At 63.4% G+C, this 16,144-nt stretch carries 13 protein-coding genes; 3 read left to right on the top strand and 10 right to left on the bottom strand.

What is annotated here, in order from left to right:
- Positions 1 to 2 precede the first annotated feature (2 nt).
- The gene (locus NKH60_RS21755; protein WP_352873278.1) at positions 3 to 548 is read left to right on the top strand and encodes a gluconokinase; all 546 of its coding nucleotides are present in this window, start codon (positions 3 to 5) and stop codon (positions 546 to 548) included.
- Here the strand turns inward: NKH60_RS21755 and NKH60_RS21750 are convergent.
- Both NKH60_RS21750 and NKH60_RS21745 read right to left on the bottom strand, forming a co-directional pair.
- Positions 545 to 994: an RrF2 family transcriptional regulator gene (locus NKH60_RS21750; protein WP_006202816.1), complete on the bottom strand. Its 450-nt coding sequence runs from the start codon at positions 992 to 994 to the stop codon at positions 545 to 547. The two genes, NKH60_RS21755 and NKH60_RS21750, sit on opposite strands and share 4 nt — an antisense overlap.
- A gap of 247 nt (positions 995 to 1,241) precedes the next feature.
- Positions 1,242 to 2,228, bottom strand: a complete 987-nt coding sequence (locus NKH60_RS21745; RefSeq protein WP_352473511.1) for a sulfate ABC transporter substrate-binding protein — start codon at positions 2,226 to 2,228, stop codon at positions 1,242 to 1,244.
- Positions 2,229 to 2,512: 284 nt separating this feature from the next.
- On the opposite strand from NKH60_RS21745, the gene NKH60_RS21740 reads away from it, so the two are divergent.
- A complete protein-coding gene (locus NKH60_RS21740) occupies positions 2,513 to 2,785 on the top strand; it encodes an antitoxin (protein ID WP_352473543.1) in 273 nt (90 codons plus the stop codon).
- Positions 2,785 to 3,183, top strand: coding sequence for a type II toxin-antitoxin system VapC family toxin (locus NKH60_RS21735; RefSeq protein ID WP_502898634.1), 399 nt, complete (start codon positions 2,785 to 2,787; stop codon positions 3,181 to 3,183). The genes NKH60_RS21740 and NKH60_RS21735 overlap by 1 nt, the downstream gene beginning before the upstream one ends.
- Positions 3,184 to 3,197: 14 nt before the next feature.
- On the opposite strand, the gene NKH60_RS21730 is transcribed toward NKH60_RS21735, so the two are convergent.
- The 8 genes from NKH60_RS21730 to NKH60_RS21695 form a co-directional block, all read right to left on the bottom strand.
- Positions 3,198 to 4,238 (bottom strand): sulfate/molybdate ABC transporter ATP-binding protein, encoded by a 1,041-nt coding sequence (locus NKH60_RS21730; protein ID WP_352465240.1) that lies wholly within the window; start codon positions 4,236 to 4,238, stop codon positions 3,198 to 3,200.
- A 131-nt stretch (positions 4,239 to 4,369) separates the two neighbouring features.
- Entirely contained in the window at positions 4,370 to 5,254 is an 885-nt protein-coding gene (gene cysW / locus NKH60_RS21725) for a sulfate ABC transporter permease subunit CysW (RefSeq protein WP_352473513.1), read from the bottom strand.
- Entirely contained in the window at positions 5,247 to 6,098 is an 852-nt protein-coding gene (gene cysT / locus NKH60_RS21720) for a sulfate ABC transporter permease subunit CysT (RefSeq protein WP_352473514.1), read from the bottom strand. Before cysT ends, cysW begins: the two co-directional genes overlap by 8 nt.
- A gap of 18 nt (positions 6,099 to 6,116) precedes the next feature.
- Positions 6,117 to 7,145, bottom strand: a complete 1,029-nt coding sequence (locus NKH60_RS21715) for a sulfate ABC transporter substrate-binding protein (RefSeq protein ID WP_352473515.1) — start codon at positions 7,143 to 7,145, stop codon at positions 6,117 to 6,119.
- Positions 7,146 to 7,362: 217 nt separating this feature from the next.
- Entirely contained in the window at positions 7,363 to 8,049 is a 687-nt protein-coding gene (locus tag NKH60_RS21710) for a M15 family metallopeptidase (RefSeq protein WP_352831270.1), read from the bottom strand.
- A gap of 54 nt (positions 8,050 to 8,103) precedes the next feature.
- Complete coding sequence (gene pbpC / locus NKH60_RS21705) at positions 8,104 to 10,194, bottom strand: penicillin-binding protein 1C (protein WP_352873274.1); 2,091 nt, start codon at positions 10,192 to 10,194, stop codon at positions 8,104 to 8,106.
- A gap of 11 nt (positions 10,195 to 10,205) precedes the next feature.
- Positions 10,206 to 10,385, bottom strand: coding sequence for a hypothetical protein (locus NKH60_RS21700; protein ID WP_352769180.1), 180 nt, complete (start codon positions 10,383 to 10,385; stop codon positions 10,206 to 10,208).
- A 10-nt stretch (positions 10,386 to 10,395) separates the two neighbouring features.
- Positions 10,396 to 15,876 carry an alpha-2-macroglobulin family protein gene (locus NKH60_RS21695; RefSeq protein ID WP_352873272.1) on the bottom strand — a complete coding sequence of 1,827 codons (5,481 nt, stop codon included), beginning with the start codon at positions 15,874 to 15,876 and terminating at the stop codon, positions 10,396 to 10,398.
- Between the last annotated feature and the right edge of the window lie 268 nt (positions 15,877 to 16,144).

Genomic DNA, 16,144 nt, shown 5'->3' with positions numbered 1-16,144 from the left:
GCATGACCGGCAAAGACGTGGCATATAAGCCGCCGAGCACTGTTCGAACGATACCCGCCATCGTGGTGATGGGGGTTGCCGGCTGCGGCAAGTCGGTTGTCGGCGAAGCGCTTGCAGCGGCATTGGGCGCCGTCTTTATCGAAGGCGACAGGCTGCATCCGCCCGAAAACGTCGCGCGCATGGCGAGCGGCCAGCCGCTCACCGACGCGTTGCGCGAAGGCTGGCTCGACGCGATCGGCCAGCGGATGGCCGCGTCGGTCGCAAGCGGACAAGGTGTGGTCGCCGCCTGCTCAGCGCTGAAACGCAGCTATCGTGATCGCCTGCGCGGCTTTTGCGCGGATATCGTTTTCGTTCACCTGGAGATCGACCCGGCAACAGCAAAACAGCGCGTCGGCAATCGCAAGGGTCATTTCATGCCGGCAAGCCTGGTCGACAGCCAGTTCGCCACGCTTGAGGCGCCGGCGGCGGACGAGGCGGCAATGACCCTGGATGGCACGCGTCCGGTCGCCGACACCGTCGCGACCGCCTTGAGCCTGCTCGCGCGCTAGATTTGCGACGTCAGTTCGACCGGGAAATCGTCATTGTCGGCGTCGCGCATGGCCGCGAGGCTGCGGTTGTCCAGCACCTCGGCGATCGCCTGCCGGACCTCCAGCATCATGTGCCGGACCTGGCAGGTCGCCTCGTCGCAATCCTCGCAGCGCTGGTATTGCGTGCGGCTGGCGCACGGGATCGGCGCCAGCGGCCCGTCGAGGACACGCACGACATGGCCGATCTTGATCTCGGAAGCCGGCCGGGCAAGGCGGTAACCGCCTTCCTTGCCCTTGCGGCTCTGGACGAAGCCGGCGTTACGCAACTCGCCCAGGATGGCATCCAGGAATTTCTTGGGGATGTTATTGGCGACCGCAATGTCGTTGACGAATGCGAGCTGGCCGACCGGCAGGCCCGACAGATGCACGAGGGCCTTGAGGCCGTATTTGCCTTTTTTGGTAAGCATGCCCCGAGTCAACCCATGAAGCCCCAACCACCTGCGTCTGGCGGCTGTTTGTGTGCAAATCATGACGGTTTGATCACGCGAAGCCGTTCGCGAAAACAAGCCGTCCGTTCTCACGGTAGGCACAAACGCGTTGATTCTTTGTAACGTTTTGGACGGAATGCGCCCGGAAAGTGCCAGAAATCACCTTTCGCGGCGCGAAAGCAAAGAAGCCGGCAAAGCCGGCTTCTGTCAAAGTTGGAACATCGCCTCAGCGGCTGCCATAAGTCTGGTCGAGCAGGCCGCCCGCTGCAAAGTGCTCGGCCTGGACCTTGGCCCAGCCGCCGAAGACCTCCTCCACCGTCAGCAGGCGGACATCGGGAAACTCAGCCTTATATTTGGCGGCGACCGCCGCGTCCCGGGCCCGCAGGCCGTTGCGGGCGGCGATGTCCTGGCCCTCCGGTGTATAGAGGAAGTCGAGATAGGTCTTGGCGAGATCGCGCGTGCCATGCTCGTCTGCAACGGTGTCGACGATCGCCACCGGAAATTCCGCCAACAGGCTGACCGAAGGCGTTACCTGCTCGAACTTGTCCTCGCCATACTCCTTGCGGACGCCGCGCGTTTCCGACTCGAAGGTGATGAGTACGTCGCCGATTTCGCGCTGCACGAAAGTGGTGGTCGCGGCGCGCCCGCCGCTGTCGAACACCGGCACGTTGTTGAACAGCTTTGTCACGAACTCCTTCACCTTGGCATCGTCGCCCTTGAAGGCTTCCTTGGCGTAGGCGGTGGCCGCGAGATAGGTGTAGCGCGCATTGCCCGATGTTTTCGGATTAGGGAAGATCACCTGGACGTCGTCGCGCACGAGATCGTTCCAATCCTTGATGTGCTTCGGATTGCCAGCGCGCACCAGGAAGGAGGGCAGCGAATAGAAAGGCGAGGCGTTGTCCGGAAAGTCCTTCTGCCAGTCGGCGGAGATGAGGCCCTTCTTGACCAGGAAGTCGATGTCGATGACCTGGTTGAACGTGACCACGTCGGCGCCGAGGCCTTCGGCGATGGCGCGTGCTTGTGCCGAGGTTCCGGCATGCGACTGATCGATGGTGACGCCGGGGTGGCCGGCGACGAACGCCTTGTTGACCTGCGCAAACAGTTCGCGCCCGACATCATAGGAAGCATTGAGCAATTTGTCGGCCGACCAGGCTTGGGAGGATGCGAGGAAGAGGCCGGCCAACGTGGCGATGCCAAGCAAAAATCGCTTCATGAAAACAGGCTCCAATGCCATGAGCTTAATGCCGGACCATAGCGGCAAGGCATCGTGCGCGACGAGGCACGCAGAGCGGCCGCTCCACGTTGTCGATAGAAGAAATATTCCCGCTGTGGGCGATTTCTGGTTTTTTCTTTCAAGCAGAGTCTCAGGACAGCTTGGCAGCGGCGCCGATGCCGTCGGCGTGCACGATGGTTCCCGGCCGGCCAACGCGGTGCAAGGCGATTGCATCGCCGCCCTGTCTGGCATATACAAATAGTATATACAAGGGAGCTGTTGTCATGTCTCAACACCGCCATTCAACAACCCCGCCGAAGGAGGCGAAGCTGTTTCGTAACAATCGCAGCCAGGCGGTGCGCATTCCCGTCGAGTTCGAACTTCCCGGCGAAAAGGTCTTGATCAGCCGTGAAGGCGACCGCCTGATCATCGAGCCGGTCCGCAAACCTGGCCTCACCGCACTGCTCGCGCAATGGGCGAAAGAGCCGCCGCCCGGTGCCGAGGAAGACTTTCCCGAAGTCGAGGATATGCCTGTCAAATCCGAGGAATTTTTTTGATGCGGTTCATGCTGGACACGAACATTGTCAGCGACATGATCCGAAATCCGGCCGGGAAAGCCGCAAGCGCTGTCCTGCGCGTGGGAGATGCCGCCGTGTGTACCAGCATCGTGGTCGCGTCGGAACTGCGATATGGCTGCGTCAAGAAAAGATCAGCCAAGTTGCACAAGAAGGTCGAGGAATTGCTGGCTGAGATTCCCGTCTTGCCGCTCGATGTGCCGGTGGATGCCGAGTACGGCGCGATTCGCGCAGAACTGGAAGGCAGGGGCCAGACCATCGGCCAAAATGACCTTTTTATTGCTGCCCACGCCCGTGCGCTTGGAACTACCCTGGTGACCGCCAACACCGGGGAGTTCAACCGGATCAACGGCCTGAAGGTCGAGAACTGGCTGGTGTAGCGCCTGATAGAGGATCAAGCAGCCGGAAAAAGCTTCCAGCGCCGCGGCCTGAAAGCCACGCGACTTTTCTGCGCCGCCGGATGATCGACGGGCAATTCGATCTCGACCCGCTGACGTTCGCCGCCGATTTCGAGCTCGACCCGCCTGGTGCCGGCGACGCGGCGGCTGGCGGCGACCGTGCCGGCGATGCAGCCGTTGCATTCTTCCACCAGATCGACGTCGTGCGGGCGGAAGAACAGCGTCGCTTCGCCTTGCGGTGCGTGCGGCGCGGAAAGCCCGATCGGCCGGTCGGCGATCCAGACCTGGCCGTCCTCGACCTTGACCGGAAGCGAACTCGATTCGCCGATGAAGCCGTAGACGAAGGGAGAGTTCGGCGTGTCGTAGATCTCGTCGGCGGTGCCGACCTGCTCGATGCGGCCCTGGCTCATCACCACGACACGGTCGGCAAGCTCCAGCGCCTCTTCCTGGTCATGGGTGACGAAGACCGTGGTGTGGCCGGTGGCGTCGTGGATGTCGCGCAGCCAGCGGCGCAGTTCACGGCGCACCTGCGCATCGAGCGCGCCGAACGGCTCGTCGAGCAAAAGCACGGCCGGTTCGATCGCCATGGCGCGGGCCAGCGCCACGCGCTGGCGCTGGCCGCCCGAAAGCTGTGCCGGATAGCGTTTTTCCAGACCGGAAAGCTGAACGAGGTTGAGGAGTTCCGAGGCGCGGCGGCGGATTTCCTTCGCCGACGGGCGTGACGGCCCGTGCCGGACCTTGAGTCCGAAGCCGATATTGTCGGCAACCGTCATATGGCGAAACAGCGCGTAGTGCTGGAAGACGAAGCCGACATTGCGCTCCTGAATCGACTTTTGGGAGGCATCCTCTTCGCCGAAGAAGATCTTTCCGCGGGTCGGCCGCTCCAATCCGGCAATCAGCCTGAGCAGCGTCGTCTTGCCGGAACCGGACGGGCCCAGCAGGGCGATCAGTTCTCCCGACTTGATGTCGAGCGAAACGTCGTGGAGGGCCGGAAACCGCTCAAACTCCTTGCGCACGTTGGCAACGCGAACTTCCATGCAAATCCCTTTTGTAGTTGATGCATGCCGTTATCCCAAAACCGGTTCCCACTTTTGGGCGACATCAAATCTTTGTTTTATGCATGTCGTTGTCCAAAAACCGCTACACACTTTTGGGCGACATGCATTTGTCAGTGTCCGCGCGTCGCGGCGATCTCGGCGCCGTAGCGCATCTCGAGAAGTGTTTTCAAGACCAGCGTGACGAGCGCCAGGCCGGCAAGCAGCGAAGCGACGGCAAAAGCGGCGGCGGCATTGTACTCGTTATAAAGGATTTCGACATGCAGCGGCATGGTGTTGGTCAGCCCGCGTATGTGGCCCGACACGACCGAGACGGCGCCGAACTCACCCATCGCGCGGGCATTGCACAACAGCACGCCGTAGAGCAATCCCCATTTGACGTTGGGCAACGTCACGTACCAGAACGCCTGCCAGCCATTGGCCCCGAGCGACAGGGCAGCCTCCTCGTCGCCATTGCCCTGTTCCTGCATCAGCGGGATCAATTCGCGGGCGACGAAGGGGAAGGTGACGAAGACGGTGGCCAGCACGATGCCCGGCACGGCAAACAGGATGACGATGCCATGCGCTTTCAGCCAGGCGCCGAGCAGGCCTTGCGCGCCGAACAAGAGCACGTAGACAAGCCCCGAAATGACCGGCGAGACGGAAAAGGGCAGGTCGATGAGTGTGGTCAGGAACGCCTTGCCCTTGAACTCGAACTTGGCGATCGCCCAGGCGGCGGAAATGCCGAAGACGATGTTGAGCGGCACCGAGATCGCCGCGACCAGAAGCGTCAGGCGGATCGCTGAGCGCGTATCCGGTTCGCCTAGCGCCTGTGTGTAGGCCTCGATGCCCTTGGCGAAAGCTTCCTTGAAGACGATGATCAGCGGCAAGAGCAGGAAGATGGCGAGGAACGCAAACGTTACCGCCATCAGCACGGCTTGCGCAGGGCGGCTTTCGGTTACCGCCGCCGAGCGGCTTTCGTGGTGCGGCGCGTAGGATTTGATCTCCGGGTCAGCCATAGCGCTTGCGGCTCCAGGTCTGCACCAGGTTGATGACCAGCAGCATCACGAAGGACAGCGCCAGCATGATCGCCGCGATCGCGGTCGCCGCGGCATAATTATATTCCTCGAGCCGGATGACGATCAGAAGCGGTGCGATCTCGGATTTGTAGGGCAGGTTGCCGGCGATGAAGATAACCGAGCCGTACTCGCCGACGCCGCGCGCGAAGGCCAGCGCGAAACCGGTGACGATGGCCGGTGCCAGTCCGGGAAGCAGAACACGGCTGATGATCTGGAAGCGATTGGCGCCGAGCGTGGCGGCCACTTCCTCTACCTCTTTGTCGATTTCCTCCATGATCGGCTGCACAGTGCGCACGACGAAGGGCAGCCCGATGAAGATCAGCGCGATGACGATGCCGAGCGGCGTATACGCGACCTTGATGCCGAGCGGCGTCAGCAGGCTTCCGATCCAGCCATTCGGTGCGTAAAGCGTGGTCAAAGCGATGCCGGCAACCGCCGTCGGCAGCGCGAAGGGCAGGTCGACCATGGCATCGGCGATGCGGCGGCCTGGAAAGCTGTAGCGCACCAGCACCCACGCGACGATCGTGCCGAAGACGACGTTGACCGCAGCGGCAATGAAGGCGGTGCCGAAGCTGATTTCAAGCGCGTTGATGGTGCGGCGGTCGGTGACGATCGCCCAGAAGTCGGTCCAGCCGAGCGCCGCCGAGCGCCAGACCAGCCCGGACAGGGGAATGAGGATGATGAGGGTGAGGTAGGCAAGCGAGAAGCCGAGCGTCAATCCGAAACCCGGAATGACGCTCGGCTGCCTGAATCGCCACCCCGCCTTGGCGGGTGCTGTGGTCATGTCGTCCTGATCTAAATGCTACTGGGCCGGCTTGTAGATCTGGTCGAATATACCACCATCGCCGAAATGATAAGGCTGTGCTTTCTTCCAGCCGCCAAAAAGCGGGTCGTCGATGGTGACCAGCTTGATCTCGGGCAGCTTGGCCAAGTCCTCCGCCGGCACCAGTTCGGGCTTCGAAGGGCGATAATGGTTTTTGGCGATGAGCGTCTGGCCTTCCTTGGAATAGAGGTAGCTCAGATAGGCTTCGGCAACTTTGCGCGTGCCTTTGGCGTCGACATTGGCGTCGACCACGGCTACCGGCGGCTCGGCCAGGATCGAGGTCGGCGGGTAGACGATATCGAAATTGTCGGCGCCGAACTCGTCGAGCGCCAGATAGGCCTCGTTTTCCCAGGCGAGCAGCACGTCGCCCAGCCCCTTTTGCGCGAAGGTCACGGTGGCGCCGCGCGCACCGGTGTCGAGAACCGGGACATGCGCATAGAGATTGCCGACGAATTCCTTGGTCTTGGCCTCGTCGCCGCCATCCTTGGCGCTGGCATAGGCCCAGGCGGCAAGATAGTTCCAGCGCGCGCCGCCGGAGGTCTTCGGATTGGGCGTGATCACCTGGACATCGTCCTTGACCAGATCGCCCCAATCATGAATGCCCTTGGGGTTTCCCTTGCGGACGAGGAAGATGATCGTCGAGGTGTAGGGCGCCGAATTGTTTTCGAATTTCGTTCGCCAGTCGGGATTGATCTTCTTCGTTTTCGAGACAATGGCGTTGATGTCGCCTTCGAGCGCCAGCGTCACCACGTCGGCGTCGAGCCCGTCGATCACGGCGCGCGCCTGGGCGCCGGATCCGCCATGCGACTGCTGGACGGTGACGGTCTCGCCTGTCTCGGCCTTCCAGTGGGCGACAAAGGCCTCATCGAATTGCTTGTAGAGCTCACGCGTCGGGTCATAGGACACGTTGAGAATGGTGGTGTCGGCAAACGCGAAACCGAGCGTGCCGAACTGGACAGATGTGGCGACCAGTGCGCCGAGCAGTTTCCTGAAATGAGGTTTGGTCATTTCCGCCTCCGTTGAACTCGCGCCAATCTACCGAATTGATAGAATTTAGATGCATTCAATGTTGCCTTTTTTGGCCTATTGAAGCAATTTTTCGCCTAGTTTCGGCGATGCGAGAAACTATTTTCCCCGTATGGACCATGATTGCGCTCCCGACGCGATTTCTAGAGACGGCTAGCTCTTCGGCAATGGCTGTGTCGCGCCCGAAGGTTGCGGCCGGCTATTCGGCGGTAACGGGAAAGTTGAAGCGCTCTTTTGGAAACGGCTCGTTCTCCAGCGTGAAGTGCCACCATTCGCGGGCGTAATTCTTGAAGCCGCGGGCACGCATCGCCTCGACAAGTCTTTTGCGGTTAGCCGCCGCTTCACTGGCTATCGGTCGGTGAGCCGTTTCGCTCGCTGGATCGAAACAGTCGAAACCCGTGCCGAAATCGAGCGTGTCGGCATCGGTCGCGCCGCAGGCCGGTTTCGGAGCGCTCTTGCGGTCGGCTCGCGCGATCGCGACATCGACCGTCGATCCGCGCGAATGGGTGGACAGTTCGCCGATATAGCCCTTGGCGATGAGATCCTTGCGCTTGACCTTTGGGTACCATTGCGGGTCCGGTGGTCCACTCTCTTTTGTCCAGTCACGCATGTCGGAGACAGCCCGCGCAGGGCGATAGCAGTCGAACACGACCAGCGTCAGTCCTTCGGCGGCAATCGCTTTCTGCACTTCCGAAAGCGCTTGCGCCGCTTGCCTGGTGAGGACGCATACCGGCGCATCGTAGCCGCTTACCTTGCGATGCAGGAAATTTTCGAGGCCGGCATAGCGGATATCCTGCCGGATTTTGGGATCGATGTCGGCTAGCCGAACAAAGCTGGCGGGGAGGGTGTCAGCAAAGGCCGAGGAAATACCGGCGGCCGAAAGCAAGACGTAAAACCCAATCCCCTGAATCACCTGCCGGAAATTATTCAAGGGAAACTTTCACTCGACGAAAACCTTCACACTGGCCGCGCGTCCCGCCGCGTCGATCACGGTCAGGGTCGAATAACCGGCGCCGTCCGGCTGCCAGGTCGCGGTGCGCCGCCGGTCGATGCCGACCAGCGGCTTGCCGTTGGCCAGCCAGCGGAATGGTGCGCGGCCGCCTTGCAGCTTGAGCACCAGCGGCGAGGCGTCGGCCGAGGAAGTGCCGAGATCGACGCGAGCGCCGTCGGGCGGAAAGATGATGGTTGGCGCAGGTTCGGTCTGCGTCGCCTGCACCAGCCCATCGGTGCCGGCGCCGAAGCGCGTCAGCGTCACCGGCAGTTCCTCGCGTTTCGGACGCCGGACGCCGGACGGCTGGCTCGGCAGTGGTACGGCGGCCAGGCCGGAACGGACAAAACCTTCGAACAGGATGGGCGCAGCCGAGACATAGCCGGACAGGCCGGGCACCGCACCGGCGTCGGGGCGGCCGACCCAGACGCCGAGCACGTAGCGGCCGTCGAAGCCGACCGACCAGGCGTCGCGATAGCCGTAGGAGGTGCCGGTCTTGTAGGCGATGCCGCGTTGGGCGGCACCCTGGGGAGGCTTGACGCCTGACAGGATGTCGGTGATCTGCCAGGTCGCCTGCCCGTCGAGGATGGTGGTGGTCGAGCGTTCGGCATTCGCCGGCTCGGTGCCGTCATGCAGCGTGTGTGCCTTGCCGCCATTGGCAAGGCCGGCATAGAGTTGGACCAGGTCGCGCAGGGTCACCCCGACGCCGCCGAGGCCGATCACCAGGCCGGGCGCTTCGTTGACGGGCAGGATAGGGGTCACATCGGCCTGGCGAAAGCGTGCCATCAGGCGGGCCGGGCCGACCGCGTCGAGCACGCGGATCGCCGGCACGTTGAGCGACAATTGCAGCGCCTGCCTGATGCTGACATCGCCCTGATAGCCCATGTCGAAGTTCTTCGGCCGATACCCGGAGAAATCGGCTGGGCTGTCCTCGATCAGCATCTCCTGCGCCACCAGGCCTTGTTCGAAGGCGAGGCCGTAGATGAACGGCTTCAGCGTCGAGCCAGGCGAGCGAACGACCTTGGTCATGTCGATCCAGCCGGAACGGCTGGCATCGAAGAAATCGGCAGAGCCGACCTCACCAAGAATATCGCCGGTACGGGCATCGGCCAGTACCATGGCCACCGAGAGGCGAGGGCCGAGCCTGGCGGCCGCATCCTTGGCCACCTGCTCCAGCCCTTCCTGGACACTCTTGCGGATCGTCAGTTGCAGCTTCTGGCCGGGAATGGCCTTGGACAGCATCGTATAGGCCGCATGGGCAGCGAGCGCCGGCAAGGTCCGCCGCAGCCCCGACACATCGTCGAGCGCAGCACGCGCGGCCTCACGTTCGCCGAGCAGGCCTGCCGAGACCATGCGGGTCAGCACGCGGTCGCGGGCAGCATGGGCGACGTCGAGGTTGCGGTCAGGGCGCCGCTTTTCCGGCAATTGCGGCAAAGCGACGAGCAGGGCCGCCTCCGAGACCGTCAGCCGTTTCGGCTCCTTGCCGAAATAGGCAAGCGAAGCGGCGCGCACACCTTCGAGATTGCCGCCATAGGGCGCCAGCGTCAGATAGCGTTCGAGGATCTCGCGCTTGGAAAGCCGCCGTTCGATCTGGAGGGCGCGCAGCACCTGCTTGATCTTCGAGCCGAGGCTGCGGCTGTCGCGCGGTTCGATCAGCCGGGCGAGTTGCATCGGCAGCGTCGAACCACCGGAGACGATATGGCCGCTGGTCGCGAACTGGCCGGCGGCACGCGCAAGTGCCAGCACGTCGACGCCTTGATGATCCCAGAAACGCTTGTCCTCATAGGTGACCAGCATGTCGACGAACTGCTTGTCGACCTGGTCCAGGCTGGTAGCGAGCCGCCAGTAGCCATCCGGCGTAGCGAAGGCGCGCAGCAGCTGGCCGTCTCGGTCCTGCACCTCGGTCGAGACCGTCAAAGCAGCCGGCAGCGGCGGCGGAAATGCGCGGTCGAGCTGCCAGAGGGCGACGGCGGTGATTGCCGCGAGACCGGCCAAGGAAATGCCCGTGATGGCCGCTCGGCGCAGGAATTTTCTGGAGAGCATGGCGCCGCCCCTCATCCGCCTGCCGGCACCTTCTCCCCGTTTAGTGACGGGGAGAAGCGGGCTGTCGCGACCCTTGGCGCCTTTTCTGCGACGTTAAAGTTCGGCGAAAACTTCGGCGCATGGCTCTTTCTCCCCGTCTCTATACGGGGAGAAATGCCCGGCAGGGCAATGAGGGGCAGCGCCACCGCCATATTCCTATCCTTACGGCGCCTTGACCTCCATCATGCCGGTGGCGGTGCGGGCCGAATATTGCGGCCGGTACATGTCCTCGATCGTTGCCGCCGGGTGGGCATAGGTGCCCGGCGTCACCGCGCGCACGACGTAGGCGAGCGTGATGTTGCGGTCGCCGTCGCCGTCGTTGGGATTGAAAGCCGCGACGAAACGGTCGTCGCGGAATTCGAGATGAGCGGCATCGGTCTGCGCCAGCCAGGAGAAGTTCGTCAATTGGGCGCTGGAGACCAGGCCCGGATTGTCGATCTCGAAGCCGGCCGGCAACAGGTCGGTGATCAGCAGTCGCGAAGGCCAGGTGTTCTGCTCGTAAACCTTGAGCACGACGACATAGCGTTCGTTCTGCTTGACCTCCGTCACGTTGGCCTCTGTGCCGTCTAGCTTGTAGTAGGTACGGCTGATGGTAAAGCCGTTGCCGCCGGCCGGCAGAGGCTGGATCGGCGAGGCCACGGTGGTGACGACCGCCTGCAGCGGATTTCTGCCGGTGTTGACGATGGTCAGCGGACTGTCGGCCAGGTCGCCACCAGCGATCTGGTCCGAATAGCCGCCGGCATGCGGTGCGCCGTTGACGGTCAGCGCGATCGAATCATTGCCGGCCTTCAGCGCGCGGGCCGCCAGCAGCATCCAGGACTCGTCCTGTGTGCTGGTCCACCTGGCGTCGGCGCGTTCCCTGGTCACTAGTTGGATCAGCGCCGGCACGATGGTCGGCACCGGCTTGCTTTCCGCGGCAAGCGCCAGGATCGCCGCGCCGTCGCGCAGCGGCGAGCCATAGTCGGACCGGTAATAGTCATATTCGGGCGTCGACTTGGCCAGTTGCAGCGCGGCCTGGAAGGTTGCCTCCGAGCGCTGGGTGTCACCGTAGAGCGCGAGAGACGCCGCCAACTGGGCGACGGCCATCGGGCTGGTAAAGGCTTCGAGCTGGGTGTCGGCATAATAACGCAGATCGCCGACCGAGGCCTTCTTGTTGCGGGCAAGCACATAGAGCGCATAGGCGATCTCGCTGCCGCGATCCTGGACGTCCTGATCGTAGCCGATCGCGTTCTGCAGATTGCTCAGCGCCTGGTTCATCGCCAAGGCCGGCACGTCGTATTTCTGCTCGCGCGCCCGGGTCAGGAAATCGGTGACATAGGCGTCGAGCCACAGATCGCCGGAACCCGGACCCCACAGGCCGAAGCTGCCGGCCGATGCCTGGTAGCTCAGCACCTTGTAGATAGCGTCCTGGACGCGGCCATGCAGATCGGGGTCGCTGGCCATGCCGATGCCGGAAGCCATCTCGTTGACGTAGAGAAGCGGCATGGCGCGGCTGGTGGTCTGTTCGGCGCAACCATAGGGATAGCGGTCGAGCGTCATCAGCAGCGACGGTACATCGAAGGCAGCCGCCTGCGAAACGCCGACGCTGACCGAAGCGCCATCGAGCAGGCTTGCCGCCAGCAGTTCCTTGTCGACGCGCAGCGCGCCGCCATTGCCCTTGAGGTCGACGACCATGCGGGTGGTCACCGGCAGTTGCGCTGGGCGCACCGGCACATAGAGCGTCTGCTCGACAGCGGTGCCGTCGGCATGCGCAAGCTTGATGGTGATCGAGGCGTTGCCCGCGGTCCGCGCAATCAACGGCACGGTCAGCGTCTGCCGCTTGCCTTTGGCCAGCGTCAGCTTTTCAGGCAAGGCGGCACTGCCGGTAGACAGGTCGCCCGTCGTGTCGATGGTCAGCTTGTAGTCGCCAGCAGGGCCGTCGGTGTCGGCGACATCGAGCCGCATGACGGCGGAATCGCCGGGCGCCAGGAATCGCGGCAGGCCGGCGGTGATCACCACCGGATCGCGAACGATGACGTCGGACTGGGCATGGCCGACTGCTTCCTTTGTCCAGGCGACGGCCATGACGCGCACGGTGCCGTTGAACTGCGGTATGTCGAAGTCGATCCGCGCCTTGCCGTCGGAGTCGAGCTGGACCGGGCCGGAGAAGAAGGCGACCAGCTTTTCGGTCGGCGGACTGCCTTGCGATTGCATGTTGGCGCCGTCGCCGCCGGTGCGCAGCTTACCGGTTGTGCCCAGCGAGCCGTCGATCAGCCGGCCATAGATGTCGCGAACCTCGAGACCGAGCATGCGCTGGCCAAAGAACCAGTTCTCCGGATCCGGTACCTTGTAGTTGGTCAGGTTGAGGATGCCGACGTCGACGGCCGCGACCATGACATAGGCGTTGGTGCCGGGCTGCACGCCGGCTACGGCCACCGGGATCGACAGCTGCTGGCGCGGCATGGTCTTGTCCGGCGGCGCCAAGCTGACGGCAAGCTTCCGCGAGCCGGGATCGAGCTTCAGCCATTTGACGCCGATGGCGCGCGCCGGCATACGCGTCTCTTGCGCATCGCCCGGCCTGAACAGCGTTGCCGTGACGTAGGCGCCGGCACCCCAGTCGTCGCCGACCGGGATGTCGACGGTGCTGCCGCCGGCCGGCACGCTGGCGGTGACGGTCTTCAGGAGCTTGTCGGCGCCGATGGTGACGAGCAGCTCGCCGGCAAAGTGCGGCGACACTTTGAGCTTGGCCACTTCACCCGCCGCATAGGTATCCTTGTCGAGGGCGATCTCTAGGCCGTCGGGCGTTTCGGTGGTGGTGGAACTGACATACCAGCCGGCGTCGAACTCGTAGCTGGTGGCCGGGCCTTCCGGATCCGCTGTCTCGATCTCGAGCCGGTAGCGGCCCCAGTCGACCGGCAGCGACACCGTCGCCTCGCCATCGGCGCTCAGGTCGACCTGGCCGTTGGCCACCGTCTTGGTGAAGGTGACCGGCTCATAGTTCCAGGAGTTGCTCGAGCGGTACCACTGGTAGCTGCGCTCGACCTTGACCAGCGACCACTGCGCGCCCTTCAGCGCCTCACGCTTGCCGTCTGGGTCGACAGCGATCAGGCTGAACTTGGCCGTGCCGCCTTGCGGCACCTCGTCGTCGTCGAAATCCGGGCGGATGCCGATCATGTGGCCCTGCGGGCGGATGCCGATATTCAGCGAGCGCTCGACGGCACGGCCGCCGGTTTCACGCATCCTGACAGTGACCTTTGCATCGACCAGCTTGGTGGTGGATGGCAATTGATCGACGGAGACCGGGAAGGTCGCCTTGCCGTGCTCGCCGACCACCGGCAGGCCGGTGAAGGGCGTCACAGTCGGTTCAGCCGACTGTTCGTCGGCCAGACCGAAGGAATAGCCTTTGAAGCGGTCCCAATCGCTGGCGGTCGACAGCGTCAATTCGCCTTCGAGCGCGAGGCCCGCGGCCGGCGCGCCGTAGAGAAAGCGGCCGTCGACGGTAATGTTGGCGGTCTCGCCCTGGGCGATCTCCTGCTTGTCGGAGGACAGGTCGAACTCGATGCGGTCCGGTACGAAGTCCTCGACCAGGAACATCTGGCTGGCGACCGCCGCCTGCTTGGGATCGGTATGGATCGCCACCGTCCAGGTGCCGCGCATGGCGTTGGGTTCCAGCGGCAGGTCGACTGCGTGACCGCCGGCCGATGCGCCATCGCTGACGATGCGGCGGTCCTCGACGCCGTCGGGCCGCGAAAAGATGAAGGTCAGCGGCAGGTTCTCGACCGCCTTGGCGGCACTGTCGCGGGCAAGGGCCACGACATGGACATCTTCGCCGGCGCGGTAGATGCCGCGCTCGGTCCAGGCATAGACGTCGAGCGCGCCAGGTGCCGGCCGTCCGGCGACGCCACGGTCGGACAGGTCGAAGCCGGCGCGGCCCATATCGAGGAAGACGAAATCGTCGTCGCCCTGTTTGGCCATCAGCACGGCCGGCGCCATGCCGCTGTCGCCGCGCGTCAGGCCGGGATTGAACACCGCCCGCCCTTCCGCGTCGGTGGTCGCGGTGCCGAGGATTTCATTGTTCCTGGCCAGCAGCGTCAGCTCGGCGCCGGCGATCGGCTTGGCGGTTGCGAGCGAACGGGCAAAGACGTTCAGCCCATCCTGTCCGGTATAGGTCGACAGGCCGATATCGGAGACGACGAACCATTGCGTGGCGTGCGAATCATAGTCGTCGCTGCGATCGTCGACGGCTTGTGCGGTCAGCACATAGACGCCGGGCTTGCGCTTCGGCAAAGCCTCGTCGATTGGGAAGGAGGTGGTGACTTCCTTGTTGAGGTCGTTGGCGATGTCGAGCTGGCCTTGCCAGACCGGCTCGCCCATCTGTTCGGAGATGTTCGAAATGTCGTAGCCGTCAAGCTGGCGCAGGAACTGATATCCCGACAGAAGCTGGGCCAGCGAGCGGTCGCCGATGCGGAAGAGCTTCATTTCGGCGGCATTCATGTTGACGGTGACGACCGGTATGCCGCGGCGTGCGCCTGCGGGCAGCACGAAGCTGTCGCCGGTGAAGCGGGCCGAAGGCGCGCGGTCCTGCACGTAGATCGACAGAACCACCGGTGCCGCGGTGACTTCGCCAATGGCGGCCGGCAAGCCGGCGCGGAAGGTCACGTCGTAATGTTGCCCGTGCTCGAGTCCTTCGACGCAGATCTGCTTGTCCTTGGCTTCGACGCCCTTGGGAGCGGCGTTGTCGACAGTAACGAACTGCGAGTAGTCGACGCCGGTCTTGACCAGTTCCTCGGAGAACTGCGCGCAGATGCGTGGCGCGCTGGTGTCGGCATCGACGGTATGATCGATGACGCGGAAGCCCTTGCGAGCCTTGAGATCCTGATAGGCGGCCCTGACTGCCGGCGAATTGACGAGAGCGAGGCTCGCCTCGTAGGCCTGCAGAGCCGGCCTGTAGAGATCGCGGCGATCAAGGCCGTCCCCGAGCAGCGCCAGCACGTCGGCGCGCGTCTTGGTGGTGCGCAGCAATTTGTAGGCGTTGAAGGCGGCGGAAGTGGCGTTCGCCGGCAGGGTCGACGGCTCCGAGCTGTTGGCGGTCGGATGGACGGCAAGCGTTTCGCGCGCCAGCTCGAGCCAGAGCTGGCCATCATCCGGCAGCACCGAAACCGCCGCTTCGTATTTGTGCATGGCCGAGCGATGGTCGCCCGTCAGCGCCGACCGTTCGGCGGCGGCCCTCAGCGCCGTCAGCCCCTCGGTCGGCTTGGTGTAGGTCGGGCCAGTGAGGTTGTTGCGGTATTGCTGGGCCTGGTCGGCCATCCAGTTGGGGAAGAAGGCGAGTTCGGGTGGCGCGCCGATGTCGGGATCGCCATCGATGTTGACGACCTTGCCGGCGACGGCGCCACCGAAGGGTTTCAACGAATTGTAATCGGATTTAAGGAAGCACCATTTGGCCTTGAGGTTGTAGGTGAAGGCGCGGCAGGCCGGGTCGCCGAGGCAGGTGGTCTTGCACTGGTCGAGGCTGACATTCTGGTCGGATCTGAGATCGAAACCGAAATAGTCGGAATTGTCCGATGTCACCACCCGCCGGGCTTCGGCCGCTTGCGCGACACCGCTCCAGGCAAAAAAGAGAAGGAAAAGAATCGATAGACCACGAGCCGCGCGCATTGCCATAAACCCCTCCAGACAAGTGCTTACGTCCAGAAATCTTCAAGCTTCAGTCGCGCTTGTCAACATCGGGACGCGGCAGGATCCGCCTGCCAACGGTTTGCTTTCCGGCCGGTGACCGGTAGTAGCTCCATAGGACAGGGGATCACGCTTTCTTGCGGCGACGCAGAAGGTGTGAGTTCCAAGCCCTGTCTATTTCAGCAATTGGATTGTGGCCCCTTTACGAGTGCTTCAGAACTTCATTCCAATTTTAGGTTTGCGAGCTAGGCTAGGA

It is taken from the genome of Mesorhizobium sp. M1006, from assembly GCF_040318825.1.
Lineage (GTDB): Bacteria > Pseudomonadota > Alphaproteobacteria > Rhizobiales > Rhizobiaceae > Mesorhizobium.
The sequence above is the reverse complement of the archived record's forward strand: the minus strand, read 5'-3'. Positions and strand labels throughout refer to the sequence as shown.

What these genes read in the sequence shown, in the direction of transcription:
- NKH60_RS21755 (WP_352873278.1), top strand. Translation starts at nt 3, where the DNA reads ATGACCGGCAAAGACGTGGCATATAAGCCGCCGAGCACTGTTCGAACG.
- NKH60_RS21750 (WP_006202816.1), bottom strand. Translation starts at nt 994, where the DNA reads ATGCTTACCAAAAAAGGCAAATACGGCCTCAAGGCCCTCGTGCATCTG.
- NKH60_RS21745 (WP_352473511.1), bottom strand. Translation starts at nt 2,228, where the DNA reads ATGAAGCGATTTTTGCTTGGCATCGCCACGTTGGCCGGCCTCTTCCTC.
- NKH60_RS21740 (WP_352473543.1), top strand. Translation starts at nt 2,513, where the DNA reads ATGTCTCAACACCGCCATTCAACAACCCCGCCGAAGGAGGCGAAGCTG.
- NKH60_RS21735 (WP_502898634.1), top strand. Translation starts at nt 2,785, where the DNA reads ATGCGGTTCATGCTGGACACGAACATTGTCAGCGACATGATCCGAAAT.
- NKH60_RS21730 (WP_352465240.1), bottom strand. Translation starts at nt 4,238, where the DNA reads ATGGAAGTTCGCGTTGCCAACGTGCGCAAGGAGTTTGAGCGGTTTCCG.
- cysW (WP_352473513.1), bottom strand. Translation starts at nt 5,254, where the DNA reads ATGGCTGACCCGGAGATCAAATCCTACGCGCCGCACCACGAAAGCCGC.
- cysT (WP_352473514.1), bottom strand. Translation starts at nt 6,098, where the DNA reads ATGACCACAGCACCCGCCAAGGCGGGGTGGCGATTCAGGCAGCCGAGC.
- NKH60_RS21715 (WP_352473515.1), bottom strand. Translation starts at nt 7,145, where the DNA reads ATGACCAAACCTCATTTCAGGAAACTGCTCGGCGCACTGGTCGCCACA.
- pbpC (WP_352873274.1), bottom strand. Translation starts at nt 10,194, where the DNA reads ATGCTCTCCAGAAAATTCCTGCGCCGAGCGGCCATCACGGGCATTTCC.
- NKH60_RS21700 (WP_352769180.1), bottom strand. Translation starts at nt 10,385, where the DNA reads ATGGCGGTGGCGCTGCCCCTCATTGCCCTGCCGGGCATTTCTCCCCGT.
- NKH60_RS21695 (WP_352873272.1), bottom strand. Translation starts at nt 15,876, where the DNA reads ATGGCAATGCGCGCGGCTCGTGGTCTATCGATTCTTTTCCTTCTCTTT.